15 protein-coding genes are annotated in these 14,134 nt (G+C 34.8%); 6 read left to right on the plus strand and 9 right to left on the minus strand.

What is annotated here, in order from left to right:
- Positions 1–107: 107 nt before the first annotated feature.
- The 3 genes from BST92_RS00995 to BST92_RS01005 all read right to left on the minus strand — a co-directional run bounded on the left by BST92_RS00995 (position 108) and on the right by BST92_RS01005 (position 2,622).
- Positions 108–827 (minus strand): FadR/GntR family transcriptional regulator, encoded by a 720-nt coding sequence (locus BST92_RS00995; protein ID WP_105069782.1) that lies wholly within the window; start codon positions 825–827, stop codon positions 108–110.
- Between the two features lie 143 nt (positions 828–970).
- On the minus strand, positions 971–1,627 hold the full coding sequence (locus BST92_RS01000; protein WP_105069783.1) for a bifunctional 4-hydroxy-2-oxoglutarate aldolase/2-dehydro-3-deoxy-phosphogluconate aldolase: 657 nt from the start codon (positions 1,625–1,627) through the stop codon (positions 971–973).
- Positions 1,627–2,622 (minus strand): sugar kinase, encoded by a 996-nt coding sequence (locus BST92_RS01005; RefSeq protein WP_105069784.1) that lies wholly within the window; start codon positions 2,620–2,622, stop codon positions 1,627–1,629. Before BST92_RS01005 ends, BST92_RS01000 begins: the two co-directional genes overlap by 1 nt.
- Before the next feature lie 220 nt (positions 2,623–2,842).
- On the opposite strand from BST92_RS01005, the gene BST92_RS01010 reads away from it, so the two are divergent.
- The gene (locus BST92_RS01010; protein WP_105069785.1) at positions 2,843–3,301 is read left to right on the plus strand and encodes a Na(+)-translocating NADH-quinone reductase subunit F; all 459 of its coding nucleotides are present in this window, start codon (positions 2,843–2,845) and stop codon (positions 3,299–3,301) included.
- A gap of 58 nt (positions 3,302–3,359) precedes the next feature.
- Here the strand turns inward: BST92_RS01010 and BST92_RS01015 are convergent, their stop codons facing one another.
- Both BST92_RS01015 and BST92_RS01020 read right to left on the minus strand, forming a co-directional pair.
- Positions 3,360–4,322 (minus strand): sodium-dependent bicarbonate transport family permease, encoded by a 963-nt coding sequence (locus BST92_RS01015; protein ID WP_105069786.1) that lies wholly within the window; start codon positions 4,320–4,322, stop codon positions 3,360–3,362.
- A gap of 22 nt (positions 4,323–4,344) precedes the next feature.
- Complete coding sequence (locus BST92_RS01020) at positions 4,345–4,620, minus strand: hypothetical protein (RefSeq protein ID WP_105069787.1); 276 nt, start codon at positions 4,618–4,620, stop codon at positions 4,345–4,347.
- A gap of 110 nt (positions 4,621–4,730) precedes the next feature.
- On the opposite strand from BST92_RS01020, the gene BST92_RS01025 reads away from it, so the two are divergent.
- Positions 4,731–5,666, plus strand: coding sequence for a LysR family transcriptional regulator (locus BST92_RS01025; RefSeq protein ID WP_105069788.1), 936 nt, complete (start codon positions 4,731–4,733; stop codon positions 5,664–5,666).
- 3 nt (positions 5,667–5,669) lie between these two features.
- Here BST92_RS01025 and BST92_RS01030 read toward each other — a convergent pair whose 3' ends face one another.
- Both BST92_RS01030 and BST92_RS01035 read right to left on the minus strand, forming a co-directional pair.
- Positions 5,670–7,223 (minus strand): NAD(P)/FAD-dependent oxidoreductase, encoded by a 1,554-nt coding sequence (locus BST92_RS01030; protein WP_105069789.1) that lies wholly within the window; start codon positions 7,221–7,223, stop codon positions 5,670–5,672.
- Between the two features lie 165 nt (positions 7,224–7,388).
- Positions 7,389–8,357, minus strand: coding sequence for an NAD(P)H-dependent flavin oxidoreductase (locus BST92_RS01035; protein ID WP_105069790.1), 969 nt, complete (start codon positions 8,355–8,357; stop codon positions 7,389–7,391).
- Between the two features lie 170 nt (positions 8,358–8,527).
- On the opposite strand from BST92_RS01035, the gene BST92_RS01040 reads away from it, so the two are divergent.
- Both BST92_RS01040 and BST92_RS01045 read left to right on the plus strand, forming a co-directional pair.
- Entirely contained in the window at positions 8,528–10,894 is a 2,367-nt protein-coding gene (locus BST92_RS01040) for a TonB-dependent receptor (protein WP_105069791.1), read from the plus strand.
- Between the two features lie 4 nt (positions 10,895–10,898).
- Positions 10,899–11,708 (plus strand): DUF4249 family protein, encoded by an 810-nt coding sequence (locus BST92_RS01045; RefSeq protein ID WP_105069792.1) that lies wholly within the window; start codon positions 10,899–10,901, stop codon positions 11,706–11,708.
- 4 nt (positions 11,709–11,712) lie between these two features.
- On the opposite strand, the gene BST92_RS01050 is transcribed toward BST92_RS01045, so the two are convergent.
- Complete coding sequence (locus tag BST92_RS01050) at positions 11,713–12,216, minus strand: thioredoxin family protein (RefSeq protein WP_105069793.1); 504 nt, start codon at positions 12,214–12,216, stop codon at positions 11,713–11,715.
- Between the two features lie 68 nt (positions 12,217–12,284).
- On the minus strand, positions 12,285–12,911 hold the full coding sequence (locus tag BST92_RS01055) for an NAD(P)H-dependent oxidoreductase (protein ID WP_105069794.1): 627 nt from the start codon (positions 12,909–12,911) through the stop codon (positions 12,285–12,287).
- Positions 12,912–13,055: 144 nt separating this feature from the next.
- On the opposite strand from BST92_RS01055, the gene BST92_RS01060 reads away from it, so the two are divergent.
- Positions 13,056–13,442, plus strand: a complete 387-nt coding sequence (locus tag BST92_RS01060; protein ID WP_105069795.1) for an acyl-CoA thioesterase — start codon at positions 13,056–13,058, stop codon at positions 13,440–13,442.
- Positions 13,443–14,108 carry a SanA/YdcF family protein gene (locus BST92_RS01065; RefSeq protein ID WP_105069796.1) on the plus strand — a complete coding sequence of 222 codons (666 nt, stop codon included), beginning with the start codon at positions 13,443–13,445 and terminating at the stop codon, positions 14,106–14,108. It abuts the gene before it with no gap.
- Positions 14,109–14,134: the final 26 nt, after the last annotated feature.

Below are 14,134 nucleotides of genomic sequence, written 5' to 3' on the forward strand. Positions count from 1 at the left end.
CCCCTAAGACCATCTATTTTTACAAAGTGAAAGAGTTCTACTCTTTTATTAATTATTTATTACTTAATGTGAATAGCACGAGTGGCAGCTCGTGCTATTTTTTATTATTACTTTTTTGTGTATTTGCGTAATGCAGCAAAGTGAATATTTAAAGCTTCAAGAGCATCGTCACTTTTTTTATTTTTTATAGCTTCTACGATATCCGTATGTTCACCTACTAACTTAATGGCTTGTGTACGATCACATATATCTTCTTTATTAAAGTGTCCAATGATATCTGGTACAATAATTTTCATTAATCCATATAAAACTGAATTTTCACTAGCCTTTACAATGGCTAAGTGAAATTTCATATCTTCTATTAATGATGGTAATCCGTTAGTAATGCAGTCTACAAAGTTTTGATGTGCTTTTTCTAACTGTTTAAGAGACTCTTTGGTACATCTAGTAGCAGCCATTTGAACTGCATGAGATTCTATGATTACCCTAGTTTCAACTAGCGAGTTAAAATCTGGTGTATCTAAATCGAGAATATCATTCATCATGGTATTTATAGAAGGCACACCTATACCGGTAATGATGGAACCACTTTGCGGTAGTGTCTCGATAATCCCATAAAATTCTAATTTCTGGATTCCAGCTCTTATCTGGTTGCGACTTACACCTAGTTTTTCTGATAGTTTTCTCTCTGATGGTAACTTATCTCCTGCATCTAAATTGTGCTTTTTTATAAGTGCACGTATTTCACTAACCACATCAGTTTCAGGAGCGACATCGATTTCGTATTCCTGCTCTGGAGTTACTAATTTAAGACCATGTTCTATCATAAAACTATTATTAAATGAATTGGTTTACCAATCTGGTTGCCCAAATTAAAGTGATATCATAGATATTTCCAAATATTAATGCCCTTTAATTTTCAAAGTGGCCATATTTAACAACTTTAATTGCTAAATTGTTAATAACGTTTCTATGATTGAAGAGAGAAAGCTGTTTTAACAGCTTTCTTTATATCTTGTTCTAAACCATTAAAATCGCCATTATTGATTTTAAGTTTATCAAATAACTGACTTCCCATTCCCACGCAATTAACACCAGCATCAAACCATTCTTTCAAACCATTTTCTGTAGGGTTGATTCCACCTGTAGGCATAATGGCTAGTTGTGGTAGGACTGATTTAACCGCTTTCGCGAAAGCGGAACCTATCACATTTGCAGGAAATATTTTAATCATCTCACAACCTAAATGCATTGCGGTAGTAGCCTCTGTAATAGTGGCAATTCCAGGTATATAAGCGATATTGTGGTGAACACAATAGTTAGCAAGTTCTGTAACTAAACCTGGAGAAACGATAAATTGTGCGCCTGCTTCAACAAATTGCGCTGCTGTTTTTGAGTCATAAATCGTCCCTACACCTATCACTAGATCATCATACTTTTTAAAATGAGGTATTATAGTTTTAAAAGTCTCAAGACCATTAAGACCACGATTGACAAATTCAAATACGCGTACTCCACCTTTATAAGATGCTTCTATGGCATTGATCACTACGCTTGCATCCTGATGGAAAAATACAGGAACTATCTTGTGCGATTCTGTTTGCTTAATAAATTGTGTAATATCCATTATCTTAAAAGTCTACCAACATTATTACCTTGTACCAACTCCTCTACCTCTTCTTTACTACTTAGATTCACATCTCCTATAGTACTGTGTTTTAAAACAGATGCCGCTACACCAAATTCTACCGTTTCTTGCGGATCTAAATTTAAAAAACCATAGATTAATCCAGCCATAAATGCATCACCACCACCTATACGATCGACGATGTTTTTCATGTCATAATTCTTAGAGGTATATAACTTACCATCTGTATAAAGTAAACCAGATAGTTCATTACGAGAAGCCGTCATTGCATTGCGTACAGTTTTTGAAAAAGCTTTTATATGTGGATATTTTTTGAGCACCTTATCACAGTTAGTCTGCCAGTCTTCATCCTGTATACCTAGACAGTTTTCTAGATCAACTCTTCCACCTATTACCACATCTGTTAACTCGACTAGACCTGGCATTATGTCCAGTGGTTGTTTACCGTATTGCCATAAATTGCGTCTGTAATTAATGTCTCCACTTGTAGTGACTCCTCTTTTCTTAGCTTCCTTAAGTGCTCTAAGCGTGATGTCTGCAGCGTTTTGAGAAATAGCTGGTGTGATACCACTGTAGTGAAACCATGACGCATCTTTAAAAACGATTTCCCAGTTAATTTCATCTTCTTTAAGATGTACAAAGGTGCTATCAAATCGATCATAAACAATACGTGATGGGCGTTGCATCGCACCTGTTTCAAGATAGTAAACACCTAGACGTCCTTCTTTGCGCACGATACCTTCACCACTGACTCCATTAAGTTTTAAAAATCGCTCTACTCGCTCTCCTAAATTATGATCAGGTAAGGCGGTGATATGGGTACTATCCAGACCAAAATGAGCTAAAGAAACTCCAACATTTGCCTCTGATCCACCAAAGGTAACATCAAAATTTACTGTTTGAAATAATCTCTTATAATCTGGAACGGTAAGTCTCATCAAGACTTCTCCTATAGTAACTACCTTTTGCTTCATAATGTTATAAATGATAAACTTAACTTAGAACAAACTTAAGCTTATAGAAGTAATAATTTATATCATAGAACTATCGTTTACCCTTTTCAGAATGATAATGCCACTATAAATATAGTATTATAGTGGCATTTATAAATTTTAAAAAGTTTTCAATACTTATGATTTATATTAGTAAGGTCAATTGAGAAAAGCCCACTTAATCTAAAGACAAGATGAAACGATGAGTAAGACAAACAGATTTGAAAAGAGTATCACAAAATTATATCGTGCTTTTCATAATGGCACTTTACATCCAGAATGTGCATGTCAATGTGCAGTAGGCAATATTTGCGATAATAAAGATTTCTGGAAACATCTATCTGATGATCATGGTTCAATAAAACTTAATTATGTAGGTCAGGTAAACGAGAAACTAGGAAAACGTTTTAATGGCTATTCACCTTCAGAACTTTTGCAGATAGAGCAGGCTTTTTTGCAAGGTTGCGGTTATCAATTACCATTAAAACACAATCATTTTAAACCTCATAATCCTACAGATAAGACTGTGCAATTTGAAGGATTGTGTGCTGTCATTACAGTGTTATGTAAATTAGACGGGATACAAGATATAACTGATTACTCGAGGCTTTTTGAAACTGATAATAATCGACCTGCATATTCGCTAGACTTGGTATTTTAATGGTTAAATAAACAAGTAAAGAGATTTATATAATAATCTCTTTACTTGTTCAATTTTATTAAAAGGACTGTATTACATTAAGATACAACGGCATACCTAATGTTATATTGAACGGAAACGTTATTGCCAGCGCCATAGGTATGTATAGACTAGGATTAGCTTTAGGCGCGGCCAGTTTCATAGCGGCTGGTACTGCAATATAAGAAGCACTAGCTGCCAAAATAGAAAACAATAAACGATCTCCTGTTTCTGTAACAAATAGTCCACTTATTACCGCCACCATAATTCCATTAACAATAGGTATAATAATTGCAAAAGCTACTGCAAACCAACCTTTCTTTAGAAATGTAGAAAGTTTTCTACCACTGGTAATTCCCATATCTAGTAAGAACACGGCTAGAAACCCTTTAAACAAATCAGTCGTAAAGGGTTTAATTCCTTCGGCTTGAGCTTCACTAGCTAGTAAACCTATTACTAAACTACCTATAATAAGAAGCACACTACCGTTAGTGAGTGCATGGTGTAAAACCGTTTTTGTAGAAACCTTATCTGATTTATCTTTATTAAATAATGAAATTAATAATAACCCAACCATAATAGATGGAGCCTCCATAAGAGCCATAACGGCAACCATATGACCACTGAAATCCATTTGTTCCATCTCTAAAAAAGATATAGCTGTCACAAAGGTAACCGCACTTACAGATCCATATGCTGCCGCAATTGCTCCAGAGTTATACACATTCATTTTGCGACGCAAAATAAAGTAAGCGTAGACCGGAACAACTATCGCGAGTAATACGCCAAAGAGTAAAGACCAGACAATCTCCATATCAAATTCACTATGAGACAGCTCTTGCCCACCTTTAAAACCGATGGCTAACAATAAATAAAGAGATATAAATTTTGAAGAGTTTTCGGGAATTTTAAGATCACTCTTAACTTGAACTGCTATAATCCCCAAAAAGAAAAATAATAAAGCTGGGTTACTTAAATTATCAAATAATAAGTGTAAATCCATAATTATATTCTTAAAGAATTAATTAGTTTTTAATAATATCGATTTTACTTTTAATTGATACATTTTCACCTTTATTAATCATAGGTCCTAAAAAGGCTATTGCCTTGTCCTTTTCTGATTGTAAGGCAGCAATACGCTCGTTTTCAAATGTGCATGGATCTGCGTGATCCCTTTCTGTCTTTGCCAGTCTTTGCAATTTGTGAAAATTCATCTTCTTGTCTAGAACTGAAGTAATAATTTCCATAGCGTCTGATGGTGTAAAATTTCCGTCGATTAATTCAATTTGTAATTCTTGCATTATAAATTATTTAAAGGTTAAATCGCTTTTAATAAAAGCTGCTGCAAAGTTGAATTATCTTTTATATAAATTTATATTTATATTTTTTATCATATACATAAGCAATATTTATGCACTATACACTTCACCAACTAGAGATATTCTTTAAAATATCCCAGTTAAAAAGCATTACTAAAGCTGCCGAAGAATTAAACCTAACTCAACCTGCCGTTTCTATACAGCTTAAAAAATTTCAAGATCAATTTCCATTACCTCTCACAGAGTATTTAGGTCGTAAAATCCATATTACCGAGTTTGGTAAAGAGATTGCTGACACAGCAGAAAACATTTTAGAACAAGTAGCCTCTATATCTTATAAATCTGCAGCTTATGAAGGTAAAGTCGCTGGTAAACTTCATATATCTGTAGTATCTACTGGTAAATATGTTATGCCCTATTTTCTATCAGATTTTATGAAAAAATATCCCGGTATTGACTTAACGATGAACGTAACTAATAAAAGTGAAGTTGTTAAAAGTATCGAAGAGAACACGGTTGACTTTGCAATGGTATCAGTACTTCCTAGCCATCTTAACATAAGCCGTATAGAGCTTATGCGCAATGAACTTTTTTTGCTAGGAAAAGATAATCCTAGTAAATCTGGAAACCACCTTACCACAAAAGAATTCAAAAAATTAAAACTGATTTATCGAGAAAAAGGATCTGCTACTAGACAAGCCATGGAAAGCTTTGTGGATCAACAAAAGTTTACAAATCATAAAAAAATTGAACTTGTTTCTAATGAAGCAGTGAAACAAGCCGTCATAGCCGGACTAGGCTATTCTATAATGCCGATAATAGGAATAAAAAACGAACTAAAGAATAAAGAAGTTCAAATTATACCTATTAAAAATTTACCTATATCAACTAACTGGAATTTGATCTGGTTATCTTCAAAAAAACAGTCACCAGCGGCAATTGCCTTATCTAATTATGTTAAAGAAAACAAAATGGAAATAATTAAAAAACACTTCAGTTGGATGGAAGACAGATCTCTACTTCCATAATTATTAATTATGTTTTTCAATGATACGATCCATGCAGTTAATTCCATCTATAGCAGCACTTATAATTCCGCCAGCATAACCTGCTCCTTCAGCACAAGGATATAGACCTTTAACTTCAACATGCTCTAGTGAAAAATCATCTCTAGGTATTTTAACTGGTGATGAGGTTCTACTTTCTGGAGCATGTAATACCGCTTCAGTTGTTAAATATCCTTTCATTTTATAACCAAAAGCTACAAATGCCTTTTTCAGTCTACTCGCCAGCATGTCTGGTAAGACTTCATTTAAATCGACAGACGTTAAACCTGGCTGATAAGATGTTTTAGGAAAATCTGTAGAAACCTTACCGGCTATAAAATCGGTCATGCGTTGCGCAGGAACTTTTTGTGTTTTACCAGCAGCTACCCAACAATCATATTCTACTTTCTTTTGAAATTCCAGACAAACAAAAGGATCATTCTCTTTGTAGTTGGGTAAATCTTGAGGTGATACACTTACTACAATACCACTATTAGAATATGGATTATTGCGTTTACTAGGGCTCCATCCATTAGTAACGACTTCTTCTACGTCAGTCGCACATGGCGCAATAATTCCACCAGGACACATACAAAAAGAATATACACCTAATCCATCGACCTGTTCCACTAGACTATAACTGGCAGGTGGTAAATATGGATTTTGATCATCGCCATGATACTGTATTTGATCAATTAAAGATTGTGAATGCTCAATACGCACACCTATCGCAAATGGTTTTGCTTCTACCTTAATACCGCGATTATGTAATAAGTAAAAAATATCTCTAGCACTATGTCCTGTTGCTAGTATCACATGATCATAATCATACCAGACACTATCATTTATCTGTATCGAGGTAATCTGTCCATTCTCATGTTTTATATCTGTGAGCTTCTCATTAAACCTCACTTCGCCGCCAGCTTCTATGATAGCCTCTCTCATGGCAGTAATAATTTGCGGCAACTTATTAGTTCCTATATGTGGATGAGCATCAACTAGAATGTCTGATGTTGCCCCAAAATCGACAAACCATTCCATCGCTTTCAATACATTACCACGTTTTTTAGATCGAGTATAAAGTTTACCATCACTATAAGTTCCAGCGCCACCTTCACCAAAGCAATAATTAGATTCAGGATTAACGATATGCTCTTTGTTTATGGCTGCTAGATCTCTACGTCTAGAGCGCACATCTTTTCCTCTTTCATAAATAATAGGCTTTAGTCCACCTTCTATAGCACGCAATGCTGCATATAATCCAGCAGGTCCAGCACCTATAATAGCAACTGCAGGTTTATTACTTACATCATTTATTATATATGGCTCGCGTACCGGTTTTTTATCTCCATTCAACCATAGTTCAATTTGTAAATTATACAACACACGACGTTGTCTAGCATCAATGCTGCGCTTTCTAATGGACCATTGAGAAACCTCATTCATAGAAAAATCGACCTTTTGGAAAACCTTTTCCAGTATGTGATCTTCATCTTCTAGATGATGTGGTAAGACTTGAATTTGAACCAGTGTACTCATAGGTGGCAAAGGTAATAGGTCTTAAGAAAATATGTTTTAATAATAAGTGTTTGTAGAATGATCTTATTGACGCTTTCGCGAAAGCGAAATATCTAAACATCCTTATGATGTAAAAAGCCTCTCATCATGACGATAAAAGGCTTTTCGATAAAATTATAAATTTGATTAAGAATATCGTTCTAGATTTTTCTTTTGCATCTCTATGGCATCTTTGAATTCAGTCTTCATACGATTGATTAAATCTGTAGCAGGTACGGTATCATTAATCGTAGCAGATCCTTGTCCTGCACTCCATATCGTTTTCCAGGCTTTTGCTTCTGTATCCATTTCTTTACCAAAATCGATCTTACCGGTTGCTTTAAGCTGCTCTTCAGTAATTCCTGCGGCATTTAAACTAGCACCTAAAAAGTTTGCACTTACACCAGATATGGCAGCAGTATATACAATATCACTAGAACCAGCATCGATGATCATATCTCGATACTCATCTGTGGCTTTAGACTCATTTGTATTGATAAAACGAGTACCCATGTAAGCATAATCTGCACCCATTTGTAAAGCACTAGCCACGTCTTGCCCACTGCTCATCGCTCCAGAGAGTAAGATAGTTCCTTCAAAGAAACTGCGTACTTCTCTAATAAATGGCATAGGGTTTAAGGTTCCAGCATGACCACCAGCACCTGCACAAACCAGTATCAATCCGTCCACACCAGCCTCTGCAGCTTTTTCGGCATGACGTTTTTTAATTACATCATGAAAAACAAGTCCACCGTAAGAATGCACCGCATCTACTAAGTCCTTTACAGCTCCTAAAGAAGTAATAATTAAAGGCACCTGATGCTTTATACAAACCATTAAATCTGCCTGTACACGTGGATTACTGCCATGAACGATAAGATTAACGCCAAATGGAGCCGCCTTTTTACCGGTTTCTTTTTCCCATTGATCAAGCTCTGTTTTAATTTGAACCACCCATTCTTCAAAGCCTTCAGTCGTACGTTGATTTAATGCTGGAAATGTACCTACGATACCATTTTTACAACATGCGATTACTAGTTCTGGACCAGAGATTAAGAACATAGGTGCTGCTACTACTGGCAGCTTTATATTTTGAGAAAAGTCAGTATTATTCATTACTTAGGTTTACTACAAATTTACGATTATAGAGTAAAATCACCGCATAAGAACTTAAATTAATATTGCAGTTAAGATGTCGTTAATTAAAGCCTTACAAGGTGCTTTCCATATAAATTTGTAACAAATTAATCTATTGTCCGTTACTTATACAGACTAGAATATTTCTTATGATTAAACGATTATTAATTGCAATAATTTTATTGAATTTCGCTTACGCGAAAGCGCAATCAGAAAAATTCACCCTATCAGGTACTATCAGTGAGGTAAGCACCGGCGAGACCATGATAGGTGTGAATATATTAATCCCAGAATTGAGCGCAGGTACATCTAGTAATGAATATGGTTTTTACTCCATTACCCTACCTGCTGGAACATATAAGGTTGTTTACAGTTTTATAGGTTATAAAAGCATATTAAAAGAGGTCGTTCTAAGTAGTGACACTCAAATTAATATAGAGATGGCAGACTCTGACGAACAGCTAGATGCGATAGTTATCAAGGCAGATGTAGAACGTTTAAGTACTAAATCACCGCAAATGAGTACAAATGCACTATCTATAGAAACCATTAAAAAAATACCTGTAGTTCTGGGCGAGACAGATATTGTAAAGTCACTAGTTCTACTACCAGGAGTTACTAATGCTGGTGAAGGTGCCTCTGGATTTAATGTGCGCGGTGGTGCCGCAGATCAAAATTTAGTTTTACTAGATGAGGCAACATTATACGGTAGTGATCACTTGTTTGGCTTCTTCTCTGTTTTTAATCCTGATGCCATAAAGGATTTAAAATTATATAAAGGAGGAATACCTGCTCGATACGGTGGACGTGTATCTAGTGTGCTAGACATTTATCAACGTGATGGTAATAAAAATAAATTAAGTGCTACTGGTGGTGTAGGTCTTGTTGCTAGTAGATTATTGCTTGAAGGTCCTATTGAGAAAGGTAAATCATCGTTTCTTATAGGTGGTCGCAGTAGTTATGCCCATTTATTTTTACCTCTTTTTGATATTGATAACAAAGCATATTTCTATGATTTAAATGCAAAACTAAGTTTCACACTGAACGACAATAATAGACTTTATGTTTCCTCCTACTTTGGTAGGGATGTGTTTAAGGTGAACAATCTGTTCGGTAACACCTTTGGAAACTCTTTTGTAAATGCGAGGTGGAATCACACTTTTAACAATAAATGGTTTGCAAACACCTCTTTGATTTATTCAGATTACAATTATGGTCTTGAACTAGATTTTGTTGAGTTTGAATTCAGTAGTGGAATAACTAATCTTAATGCAAAATATGATTTAACGCACTATGTCAATGATAAAACTAAAATGAGGTATGGGATTAATTCCATCTATTATGAATTTGATCCAGGACTTATCACACCTACAACAGCCACAAGTCCTATAAACGAGAAACAGCTTACAAAAAAGTACGCTTGGGAGAATGGTGTTTATGTGGATGGAGAATTTGAAATCACTGATAATATTAATATTAATGCTGGATTAAGATTAAGTACTTTTAATCGTCTAGGTCAAGATAACATTAATATTTACGAAAACAATCAACCTATCATATTTAATGAAGAATTACAAATCTATGAATCTGTAGACCCTATAGAAACAACAAACGCTAGCAGAGGTACTACTTTAAAAACATTTGCAAATCTTGAACCTCGATTCTCCATTGCATACTCTTTAGATAGTAATACTAGCTTTAAAGCGAGCTACCAGCGTATTAATCAATACATACATCTTATTTCTAATACCAATGCTCCTACTCCATTTGATCTCTATGCTCCTAGCGGCACTTTTATAGATCCTCAAAAAGGAGATCAAATTGCTGCGGGATTTTTTAAAAATATAGGTAACTATTCTTTAGAGACCGAAGTTTTTTATAAAACAGTAGATAATCGACTGGATTATATAGATGGTGCAGACCTTATAGCTAATGATGCCGTAGAGCAAATATTACTAAAAGGTGAAGCTAGAGCTTATGGTTTAGAATTATTATTTAGAAAAAACAAAGGTAAATTACAAGGTTGGATTGCCTATACTTTATCACGTAGTGAACAACGTACACCTGGCCGCACAGCAGAAGAAACTGGGATTAATAATGGAGAGTGGTATAATGCAGCATGGGACAAAACACATGACCTTACCATTACGGGTAATTATGAGTTCAACAACAAATGGAGTTTCGGTGCTAACTTCACTCTACAAACCGGACAACCTATCACGTATCCTAACGGTCAGTATGAATTTGACGGTTTATTTATCCCTACATATGAAGCACGTAATAGTAGTCGATTACCAATTGTACATCGATTAGACTTAAGTGCTACTTATATTCCTAAACCAAATAAAACTCAAGGCTGGCAAGGTAGCTGGGTTTTCAGTATTTACAATGCTTACAATAGAAGAAATGCAGCAAGTATAAGCTTTGCACAAAATGAGGATACTAATCGTAATGAAGCCACAAGACTGTCCATTTTTGGGTTAGTACCTGCTGTTACTTACAACTTCAAATTTTAAGATCATGAAAAAATTATTTATTTTATTAATACTATCAATAGGTCTGTTTGCTTGCGAAGATGTAATTGAACTAGATCTCAATAATGCAGCACCTAAATTAGTTATAGATGCTGCTCTAGAATTACATGAAGATGGGTTTACTGATGCGACGGTTTTACTAACTCGCAGCAGTGCATTTTACCAAGAAGATATCGTTTTTGTAAACAATGCAGCTGTTATTGTAAGCGATCCGTCTGGGACAGATCACATTTTCACATTAACTAATCCTGGTTTATATAAAAATGTCACATTAAATATACAAAATGGTGAGACCTATGTATTAACCGTCATTGATGGTGATGATATCTACACAGCTACTCAAGCATTTGTTAGCACTGTTCCATACACTCGAGTAGAACAATCAGAAATTACAGGTTTTGGGGACTTTACAGAGATAACGGGTTATTTCAATGATCCAGCAGGAGAAGATAATTATTATTTATTTGAGTATATCGATGAGTACAATATTGAAGTAGACATATCAGATGACGAATTCTCTGATGGTAATGAGTCACTAACTGCCTTTTTTATGGAGGATTTACCAGTAGGTACTGCCATAACACTAACTATAAAAGGTATCGATCGTAGAGGTTTTACTTTTTATGACACTCTAATACAGCAAACTGCAGATGGCGGTGGCGGTCCATTTGACACGCAGCCAGCAACTGTAAGAGGGAATATTATAAATACAACAAACCCTGAAAATTTTCCTTACGGATATTTCAGGGTTTCAGAAAGATTTGAAATTGAATATACTGTTGTGGATAATCCTTAAATAATTAAAGCCCGAAAAGTCTTTCATTATTATCCATAAACTCCCAATAATATTGTGGATCTGGAAAACTATAACGTTCCATACGGTTACGTTCACGACCGTTAGTATCTAAGGCTAGCAATGTTGGAAATTTACTCACCTTTAATTTTTTTTGCATCTCCTTATTAATCTTCTTTTGCTCAAGTGATATTATATCATCACGATAAGGAATATCTAGCATTACAACAATGTAATCTTCAGATGCCTCAGCAAATTGTGGCGTATTAAAAAAATCTTTTTTAAGTTTTACACAAGGTTTGCACCAGTCAGAACCCGTAAAGTAAACTAGCATTGGTTTATTTTGCTTTTTTGCAGCAGCTTTTGCCGTTTTAAAATCTGTAAACCAGTTGATCTCTACTTCTTCAACAGATTCAACTCCATCAATATCTTGAACATTTTCTTCAAAAGACTCTTGAGCATTCACCATACCAGTAAAAAGCAGAATTAATAAAACGGAATACATTTTCATAATAACTAGGTTTAATAGAATCAAAAATAAAAAGATTATTTACACTTAGTCAACAATCTTGCCATAATCTAAACGTATTGTACCATTTCTTGTTGTGGTCGCCTTACTTTTTCCATTTTAGAAAACATATCATCATGCGCACGATGCCCTACTGGTAAGAGTAAAACAGACTTTAGACCTTGTTTTTGCAGACCTAGTAATTCATCGATTTGTTTTGGTAAAAAACCTTCCATAGGACAGGAGTCAATACGTTCTTGTGCACAAACAGTCATTAAATTACCTAATGCGATGTATGCTTGATTTTTAGCCCATTGTTCTACTTCTTCCTTTCGTTTTTGCGAAAAAGAATGAGTCAACTGCTTTTTGAACGGCTCTAAAACTTCTTCTGGAGTACTCCTTATTTTTTTTACGAGTTCAAAATATTCATTTACATAATTCACATCAACATTTTTTGTACATAATATTAGTACAGCACTGGCCTCTGCAACTTGTCTCTGACCGAAGGCTTTTTCAACCATTGCATTTTTTATTGCTTGATTTTGTACGATGATCAATCTACAGGGTTGTAAACCATATGATGTTGCCGTTAAGTTAAATGCTTGGACTAGTATTTCTATCTGATCTACAGTTAGAGATTTCTGACTATCAAACTTCTTTGTGGCATATCGCCATTGCAAATTATCTATACTTTTCATAGGTAGGAAACGTTATCTTTGTAGGATAGTCGAACTATGATAAATTCGCTTTCGCGAAAGCGTAAAATCATAACCGACTACTGAAACAAACAAAGGTAATACCATCAACTCCTTAGCATGTTAATTTTTCAATAAAGGAAATTTATGACTGAAACAGAAAAACGTATTAATGACTCTGAAACAAGAATTTTCAAGGCCGTTTTTCCAAATACTACTAACCATTATGACACTTTGTTTGGTGGTACAGCGCTACACATGATGGATGAAGTATCATTTATTTGTGCCACCCGTTTTTCTAGAAAAAAAGTAGTGACTATAAGTACAGATCAGATTGACTTTAAAAAACCTATTCCCCAAGGATCAATTGTAGAACTTATAGCTCGCATAAGCCGAGTGGGGAATACAAGCTGTACTGTAGAAGTAAGTATGTTTATGGAAGATATGTATAGTTATAAGAGAGAGAAGGTGGTCACCGGAAATTTCACCTTTGTAGCCATAGATGACGATAAAAACCCAACTCCTATTTGCTAGATGCGTAAATTTCTAAACATTACTGTTTTCACGATTTTAGGACTGGTGTTACTTGTTGTCATTCTACAATTCCACATCAACCGATCTAGTCGTAATCTTATTTTTAAAAACGCAAATGAATTAAAACCTGCATATGTCGGTATAGTTTTGGGAGCAAGTGTACGACCAGATAAGAGCCTCTCACCTATTTTACAAGATCGAGTTGATAAAGCTTATGAATTATATCATAAAGGTATTATTAAAAAATTCTTATTGAGTGGTGATCATGGTCAAGAAGATTATGACGAAGTGAATGCTATGCGCCGTTATTTAAATGATAAAGGTGTCTCTAATGAGGACATTTTTCTAGATCATGCTGGTTTTGACACCTATGACAGTTTGTTTAGAGCACGTGAGATTTTTCAGGTAGAAAATGCTATCGTGATAACGCAAAAATTTCATCTGCCTCGTGCTATATATGTAGGCAAAAAGATGGGATTAGAGTTGCAAGGTTTTATCGCTGACAATAGAGAATACCCAGGAAATGCACATTTCACTCGTAGAGAATGGCTAGCAAACATAAAAGCTTGGCTTGAATTAAACATTGAAAAAAGCCCTACTTACAGTGGTAAAATTATTCCTATAACAGGAAACAGCAATCCCAGTCACGATAATAAATTAAACTAAGGTTACATTTATTACTTAAAACTTCA

The organism is Nonlabens arenilitoris, from assembly GCF_002954765.1.
Lineage (GTDB): Bacteria > Bacteroidota > Bacteroidia > Flavobacteriales > Flavobacteriaceae > Nonlabens > Nonlabens arenilitoris.

Excerpts from the sequence above, each read along its gene's own strand:
- BST92_RS00995 (WP_105069782.1), bottom strand. The coding sequence starts at position 827 with ATGATAGAACATGGTCTTAAATTAGTAACTCCAGAGCAGGAATACGAA.
- BST92_RS01000 (WP_105069783.1), bottom strand. The coding sequence starts at position 1,627 with ATGGATATTACACAATTTATTAAGCAAACAGAATCGCACAAGATAGTT.
- BST92_RS01005 (WP_105069784.1), bottom strand. The coding sequence starts at position 2,622 with ATGAAGCAAAAGGTAGTTACTATAGGAGAAGTCTTGATGAGACTTACC.
- BST92_RS01010 (WP_105069785.1), top strand. The coding sequence starts at position 2,843 with ATGAGTAAGACAAACAGATTTGAAAAGAGTATCACAAAATTATATCGT.
- BST92_RS01015 (WP_105069786.1), bottom strand. The coding sequence starts at position 4,322 with ATGGATTTACACTTATTATTTGATAATTTAAGTAACCCAGCTTTATTA.
- BST92_RS01020 (WP_105069787.1), bottom strand. The coding sequence starts at position 4,620 with ATGCAAGAATTACAAATTGAATTAATCGACGGAAATTTTACACCATCA.
- BST92_RS01025 (WP_105069788.1), top strand. The coding sequence starts at position 4,731 with ATGCACTATACACTTCACCAACTAGAGATATTCTTTAAAATATCCCAG.
- BST92_RS01030 (WP_105069789.1), bottom strand. The coding sequence starts at position 7,223 with ATGAGTACACTGGTTCAAATTCAAGTCTTACCACATCATCTAGAAGAT.
- BST92_RS01035 (WP_105069790.1), bottom strand. The coding sequence starts at position 8,357 with ATGAATAATACTGACTTTTCTCAAAATATAAAGCTGCCAGTAGTAGCA.
- BST92_RS01040 (WP_105069791.1), top strand. The coding sequence starts at position 8,528 with ATGATTAAACGATTATTAATTGCAATAATTTTATTGAATTTCGCTTAC.
- BST92_RS01045 (WP_105069792.1), top strand. The coding sequence starts at position 10,899 with ATGAAAAAATTATTTATTTTATTAATACTATCAATAGGTCTGTTTGCT.
- BST92_RS01050 (WP_105069793.1), bottom strand. The coding sequence starts at position 12,216 with ATGAAAATGTATTCCGTTTTATTAATTCTGCTTTTTACTGGTATGGTG.
- BST92_RS01055 (WP_105069794.1), bottom strand. The coding sequence starts at position 12,911 with ATGAAAAGTATAGATAATTTGCAATGGCGATATGCCACAAAGAAGTTT.
- BST92_RS01060 (WP_105069795.1), top strand. The coding sequence starts at position 13,056 with ATGACTGAAACAGAAAAACGTATTAATGACTCTGAAACAAGAATTTTC.
- BST92_RS01065 (WP_105069796.1), top strand. The coding sequence starts at position 13,443 with ATGCGTAAATTTCTAAACATTACTGTTTTCACGATTTTAGGACTGGTG.